General features: G+C 71.8%; 5 protein-coding genes and 1 pseudogene. 5 read left to right on the forward strand and 1 reads right to left on the reverse strand.

Features of this window, described 5'->3' with window-relative positions; all coding sequences use genetic code 11:
* The first annotated feature begins 1 nt into the window (after nt 1).
* Genes ACWDAG_RS46340 through ACWDAG_RS46355 form a run of 4 tightly spaced genes read left to right on the forward strand, consistent with a single transcriptional unit; the run spans nt 2 to nt 3,982 of the window.
* Entirely contained in the window at nt 2-1,072 is a 1,071-nt protein-coding gene (locus ACWDAG_RS46340; RefSeq protein ID WP_450701620.1) for a M4 family metallopeptidase, read from the forward strand.
* Nucleotides 1,073-1,093: 21 nt separating this feature from the next.
* Nucleotides 1,094-1,360 (forward strand): protealysin inhibitor emfourin, encoded by a 267-nt coding sequence (locus ACWDAG_RS46345; RefSeq protein ID WP_450701621.1) that lies wholly within the window; start codon nt 1,094-1,096, stop codon nt 1,358-1,360.
* A 58-nt stretch (nt 1,361-1,418) separates the two neighbouring features.
* On the forward strand, nt 1,419-2,732 hold the full coding sequence (locus ACWDAG_RS46350) for a GH1 family beta-glucosidase (RefSeq protein ID WP_450701622.1): 1,314 nt from the start codon (nt 1,419-1,421) through the stop codon (nt 2,730-2,732).
* A complete protein-coding gene (locus ACWDAG_RS46355) occupies nt 2,729-3,982 on the forward strand; it encodes an MFS transporter (protein WP_450701623.1) in 1,254 nt (417 codons plus the stop codon). The genes ACWDAG_RS46350 and ACWDAG_RS46355 overlap by 4 nt, the downstream gene beginning before the upstream one ends.
* 33 nt (nt 3,983-4,015) lie before the next feature.
* Here the strand turns inward: ACWDAG_RS46355 and ACWDAG_RS46360 are convergent, their stop codons facing one another.
* Nucleotides 4,016-4,870, reverse strand: coding sequence for an NAD-dependent epimerase/dehydratase family protein (locus tag ACWDAG_RS46360; protein ID WP_450701624.1), 855 nt, complete (start codon nt 4,868-4,870; stop codon nt 4,016-4,018).
* 119 nt (nt 4,871-4,989) lie between these two features.
* Between ACWDAG_RS46360 and ACWDAG_RS46365 the strand changes: the two are divergent.
* Nucleotides 4,990-5,829: pseudogene (locus tag ACWDAG_RS46365) on the forward strand (helix-turn-helix transcriptional regulator); the annotation flags it as partial.
* Nucleotides 5,830-6,000: the final 171 nt, after the last annotated feature.

Below are 6,000 nucleotides of genomic sequence, written 5' to 3' on the forward strand. Positions count from 1 at the left end.
CATGACGAAGACCAACGGGGGCTTCGAGCCCGTCTTCTGCACCGTCGTACCGCCGCATGTCCTCGACAAGCTGGCCCGCAACGACGACCCCGCACTCTCCGGCCCGGCTCGCCGGACCCTGATGCGCGACAGCGAGCTGCGCGGCCGCCGCCGCGTGACGACCGAGTTCGGCCTCGCGGCCGCGCCGGCGGCGAAGGCACCGTCGGACCAGCCGCTGCGCACCATCTACGACGCCGGGCACAAGACCGACCTGCCCGGCCGGAAGGTGCGCGCCGAGGGTGCCGACCCGGTCAGGGACGCCACGGTCAACCGCGCCTACGCGGGTCTCGGCGCCACCTTCGACCTCTATCTCAAGGCCTACCAGCGCCACTCGATCGACGGCGACGGCCTGCCGCTGGACGCCAGCGTCCACTTCGACCACGACTACAACAACGCCTTCTGGAACGGCGAGCAGATGGTGTTCGGCGACGGTGACGGCGAGATCTTCCTCGACTTCACCATCCCCATCGACGTCATCGGCCACGAGCTGACCCACGGCGTCACCCAGCACACCGCGAACCTCACGTACTACGGCCAGCCGGGCGCCCTGAACGAGTCGATGTCCGACGTGTTCGGCTCGCTCATCAAGCAGTACACGCTCGGCCAGACCGCCGCCGAGGCAGACTGGCTGATCGGCGCGGGCCTGCTCGCCCCGAGCGTGACCGGCAAGGCGCTGCGCTCCATGAAGGAACCGGGCACGGCCTACGACGACGACGTGCTCGGCAAGGACCCGCAGCCCGCGACCATGGACGACTACGTCCGCACCGGCCGCGACAACGGCGGCGTCCACATCAACTCCGGCATCCCCAACCACGCGTTCTACCTGGTCGCCTCCGCACTCGGCGGCCACGCCTGGGAGAAGGCGGGGCAGATCTGGTACGACGTCCTGACCGGCGGCGAACTGTCCTCGCAGGCGCTGTTCAACGACTTCGCGAAGCTCACGGTGGCGGCGGCGAAGGCCCGCTTCAACGAGGGCGAGGAGCTCCAGGCCGTACAGAAGGCGTGGGAACAGGTAGGGGTGCGGATCCTGTGACCGCGTACTAGACAGGGGCCCATGCGTATTCAGGTGAGGCGTACGGGTGGGTTCGCGGGCATCGAGCGCCATGCCGAGGTGGACACCTCGGGCCGGCCCGACGCCCAGGAGTGGCAGGCCCTGGCCGAACGCGCGCTCGCGTCCGGCCGGGGCACGCCTCCCGTCGGGGTGCCGGACGGCTTCAGCTACGAGATCACGGTGGACGGGAAGACGGTGTACGCGGCCGATCCCCGGCTCACGGACGAGCAGCGCGAACTGATCAGCAGGGTGCTGAAGGAAGGGGCGTAACCGGCAGTTCCCGCCTGGGCGTTGACTTCCCTTACCGCCGGTAAGGATGATCCCGCCCATGGCTTCTGATGCAGGCAACCCGATACCCCGCTTCCCGGCCGGCTTCCTGTGGGGCGTGTCCACCTCGGCCCACCAGATCGAGGGCGCTGCCGATCAGCGCGAGCCGTCCGTGTGGGACGCCTTCACGGCCGAGCCGGGACGGGTGAAGGACGGCTCGACCGCGGCGGTGGCCTGCGACCACTACCACCGCTATCGCGAGGACGTGGCCCTCCTGGCCGGCCTCGGCGTGGACGCGTACCGTTTCTCGGTCTCCTGGCCGCGGGTGCGCTCGGCGGACGGCCTCGACTTCTACGACCGTCTCGTCGACGAGTTGCTGGCCGCGGGCGTACGACCGGTGCCCACCCTCTTCCACTGGGACCTGCCGCTGGGGATGGACTGGCTGGAGCGGGACACGGCTTCGCATTTCGCGGAGTACGTGTCCGTCGTCGCCGAGCGGCTGGGCGACCGGGTGAAGAAGTGGATCACCCTCAACGAGCCCGCCGAACACACGCTGCTGGGCCACGCGCTGGGCGCCCACGCGCCCGGCAGGCAGTTGCTCTTCGACGCGCTGCCGGTGGCCCACCACCAGTTGCTGGCCCACGGTCTGGCGGTACGGGCGCTGCGCGCGTCCGGCGCCACGGACATCGGGATCGCCAACTCGCACGGCCCGACCTGGCCGGCGTCCGAGGAGAGCGCGGACGTGGAGGCGGCGGGCTTCTACGACCTGCTGCTGAACCGCCTGTTCGCCGACCCGCTGCTGCTCGGCCAGTACCCGGAAGGCATCGGCGAGTTGATGCCGGGCGATGTCGAGTCCGACCTGAAGGTCATCGCGGAACCGCTCGACTGGTACGGCGTCAACTACTACGCGCCGACCCGGGTGGGCGCCCCGCAGGGCGAGGACATCGAGTTCGGCGGGCTGACCATCCCGGCCGAACTCCCCTTCTCGGTACGGCAGATCGAGGGCGTACCGGTGACGGACTTCGGCTGGCCCGTGGTCCCCGAGGGCCTGACCGAGCTGCTCACCGGCTTCCGCGAACGGTACGGCGACCGCCTCCCGCCGGTCGTCATCACGGAGAACGGCTGCTCGTACCCGGGCCTCGACGACCAGGACCGGATCGCCTATCTGGACGGCCACCTGCGTGCCCTGCACAAGGCCGTCGAGGCGGGCGTGGACGTACGCGGGTACTTCGTGTGGTCACTGCTGGACAACTTCGAGTGGGCGGAGGGGTACGAGCGCCGGTTCGGTCTTGTGCACGTCGACTTCGAGACGCAGCAGCGGACACCGAAGGCCTCGTACGGCTGGTTCCGGGATGTGCTGCGGGCGCAGAGATGACCGCCACCCGGCCCGCGGAGGCGCTCGCCGAGCCCGTCGAACGGGTCGGCCGCGGCTGGACGGCCGCCCTCTCGCTCGCCAACGGTGCGATCTGGGTGGGCTGGTACGGCCCCCTGCAGATCCTGCTGGCCTCCCAGGCGAAGGACTTCGCGCCCGGCTCCGGCATGTCCAAGGAGACGATGCTGGCGTGGGTGACGGGGGCCGGTGCCATGGTGTCCCTGGTGGCCAACCCGTTGTTCGGCGCGCTGTCGGACCGCACGACGGCGCGGTGGGGCCGCCGCACGCCGTGGATCGTGGCCGGGGCCGCGGGCGGCGCCCTGTCGTTGCTGCTGCTCGCGGGCGCGGGCGGGGTGTGGACCATGGCGGCAGGCTGGTGTCTGGTCCAGCTGACGCTGAACGCGGCGTTCGCGGCGGTGACGGCTGCGGTGCCGGACCGTGTGCCGCGGTTCCAACGGGGTTCGGTGGGCGGCTGGTTGGGGGTTGCGCAGATCCTCGGGGTGGTCGGCGGGACGGGGCTCGCGACGGCGGCCGGGGGCGTCGGGGCCGGATATGCGGCCTGCGCGGTGTTCACCGTCGTGGGCGTGCTGCCGTACGTCCTGCGCTACGAGGACCTGCGGCTGGCGGCGGCGGACCGGCCCGCGTGGTCGTGGCGGTCCTTCGTCGGCGGGTTCTGGCTGAGCCCGCGCCGGTATCCGGACCTGGGCTGGGCCTGGCTGACCCGCTTCCTGATCAACCTCAGCAACGCGCTGGTCCTGCTGTACCTGCTCTACTACCTGCGTGACCGCCTCCACTACGGCGACCCCGACCAGGGCGTACTGATCCTGACGGCCGTGAACGGGGTGACGCTGCTCGCCACGGTCGTGGTCGGAGGCGTCTGGTCGGACCGGGTGGGGCGGCGCAAGCCGTTCGTGATCTGGTCGGGTGTGCTGATGGCGGTGGCGACGGCGGCGCTGGCCGGCTGGCAGACCTGGCCGGGCGCGATCGTCGCGGCGGCGGTGCTCGGGGTCGGCTTCGGCGTCTTCACCTCGGTCGACTTCGCGCTGATGACGGACGTACTGCCGAAGGCGCTGGACCGCGGCAAGGACCTGGGGGTCATCAATGTGGCCAACGCCCTGCCTCAGGTGGCCGCCCCCGCCCTCGCCGCACCGATCGTGACGTATCTCGGCGGCTACCGGGTGCTGTATCTGGTGGCAGCGGTGATCGGGTTGGCGGGGGCGGTGCTGGTGGAGCGGATCAGGGGCGTCGACTAGGACAGGCCCTGGGTTCTGGGTTTTGGGTTCTGGCTAGAGTGCGCCCGCGTCCCGGGCCGCGTACACCGACGGGAACAGCGGCCGGTAGCCCAGCTCGCGGCGGATGCGCTCGGTGGACATGATCACGAGCCATGGGTCGGGGTCGGTACGGTCTTGGAGTTCGGCGGGGATCTCGGCCCCGTTGAGCTGGTGCAGTTCGACCGCCGTGACGGGGGTGTCGTCGGCGATGTTGTAGATCCGGCCGGCGATGCCCGGTGCGTGCAGGATGCGCAGCAGGCCCTGGGCGACGTCCGCGTGATGGCCCATGTGCAGCCGCTGGGTGGCCGCCCAGTTCTTGGCCCACATCAGCGACTGGGCCAGGTGTGGATCGCCCTCGCCGTAGACGAAGGGGAGGCGGGCGACGCGTATGTCCATGCCCTCCAGGGCGAGCAGTTGGCGCTCGGCCTCGGCCTTGGACTCGGGGTAGGCGCCCCACATCGCCCCGCCGGGCCGGCTCTCGTCGTCCTCGGTCACCGGGCGGCCCCGCCCGGTGCCGTACACCAGGCCCGTGCTGACCTGCACGAACCGCCGCACCCCCGAGGCCAGCGCGGCGCGGCCCAGTTCCACGGCCGCGTCCCGGTTGACGGCTCGGGCCTCCTCGTCCGGCACCCCGCGGAAGGCCGCCGCGACGTTGACGACGGCGTCCACCCCGGCCACCGCCTTGCCGAGCGCCTCCGCGTCCCGCAGGTCCCCGACCACGACCTCGGCACCCAGCTCGGCATACGGCTCCCCGCGGGCCTCGTCCCGCACCAGGACCCGCACCCTCTCGTCTGACCTGCTCTGGGCGATCAGCCTGGGCACGAACCGCCGTCCGACCTGTCCCGTCGTACCGGTCACCAATGTCAGCATGTTCTGCTCCTCTCGTCGACGACCAGCTTTGGACGAGGGGGCGGGGCGCGGGAGAGACCTCCCGATCGGGGGACCGGCAGTCCCTGGATAAGCCGGGCGGACTCCCGCACGCTGGAGAGGTGAACCGAGCCGAACTCGCCGACTTCCTGCGCCGCGGCCGCGGCCGCCTCGCCCCGTCCGACGTGGGGCTGGCGCCGGGCGCCCGCCGCCGCACACCGGGCCTGCGCCGCGAGGAGGTGGCACAGCTGGCCGGCATGTCGGTCGACTACTACACCCGCCTGGAACAGTCCCGGGGTCCGCGCCCGTCCCGCCAGATGCTGACGGCACTGGCCCGCGCGCTGCGCCTGACGGACGACGAACGGGACCACCTGTACCACCTGGCCGGCGAGGAGCCGCCACGGCGTGGAGCGGCCGGCGCGCATGTCCGACCGGGTCTTCTCCTGGTCCTGGACCGGCTGCACGACACACCGGCGGTGGTGGTGAGCGACTGCGGCGAGGTGCTGGCGCAGAACGCGATGTCGCGGGCGCTGAGCGGCGACGCGTTCGCCCGCCCGCCGCGCGAGCGCAACCTGCTCCGCCGCTTCTTCCTGGACCCGACGGCACGCGACCTGTTCCCGCCTGAGGACGTGGCGGAGCACGCCCGGGCCCATGTGGCCAACCTGCGGGCGGTGGCCGCGGCGCGGCCCGACGACCCGGAACCGGCCGCGCTGGTGGCCGAACTGCGGGCGGGCAGCGAGGAGTTCGCCCGGCTGTGGGCCGAGCACGAGGTGGCGGTGCGGCGCCGGTCGACGAAACGGTTCCAGCATCCGCTGGTCGGTCTTCTCGAGCTGGACTGCGAGATCCTCCTGAACGAGGACGACCACCACCATCTCGTCATCCACACGGCCCGCCCGGGGACGGAGTCGTACGAGCGGCTGCAGCTGCTGCGGGTGGTGGGCCTGCAGGACCTGAAGGCTTCCTCGCCCCCTCCGCCCCTTCCCGTCCCGACCCGGGGGCCGGCCCCCGGACCCCCGCTTTCAGCCCGTCCGGCGTTTGAGGACGAGGCCGTTCAGGCCGAAAGCGGGGGTCTGGGGGCGGCAGCCCCCAGGTACGGGGCGGGGAGGGGCGGCGGGGGCGAGAAAAAGCTCAGA

It is taken from the genome of Streptomyces sp. NPDC001157, assembly GCF_053598255.1.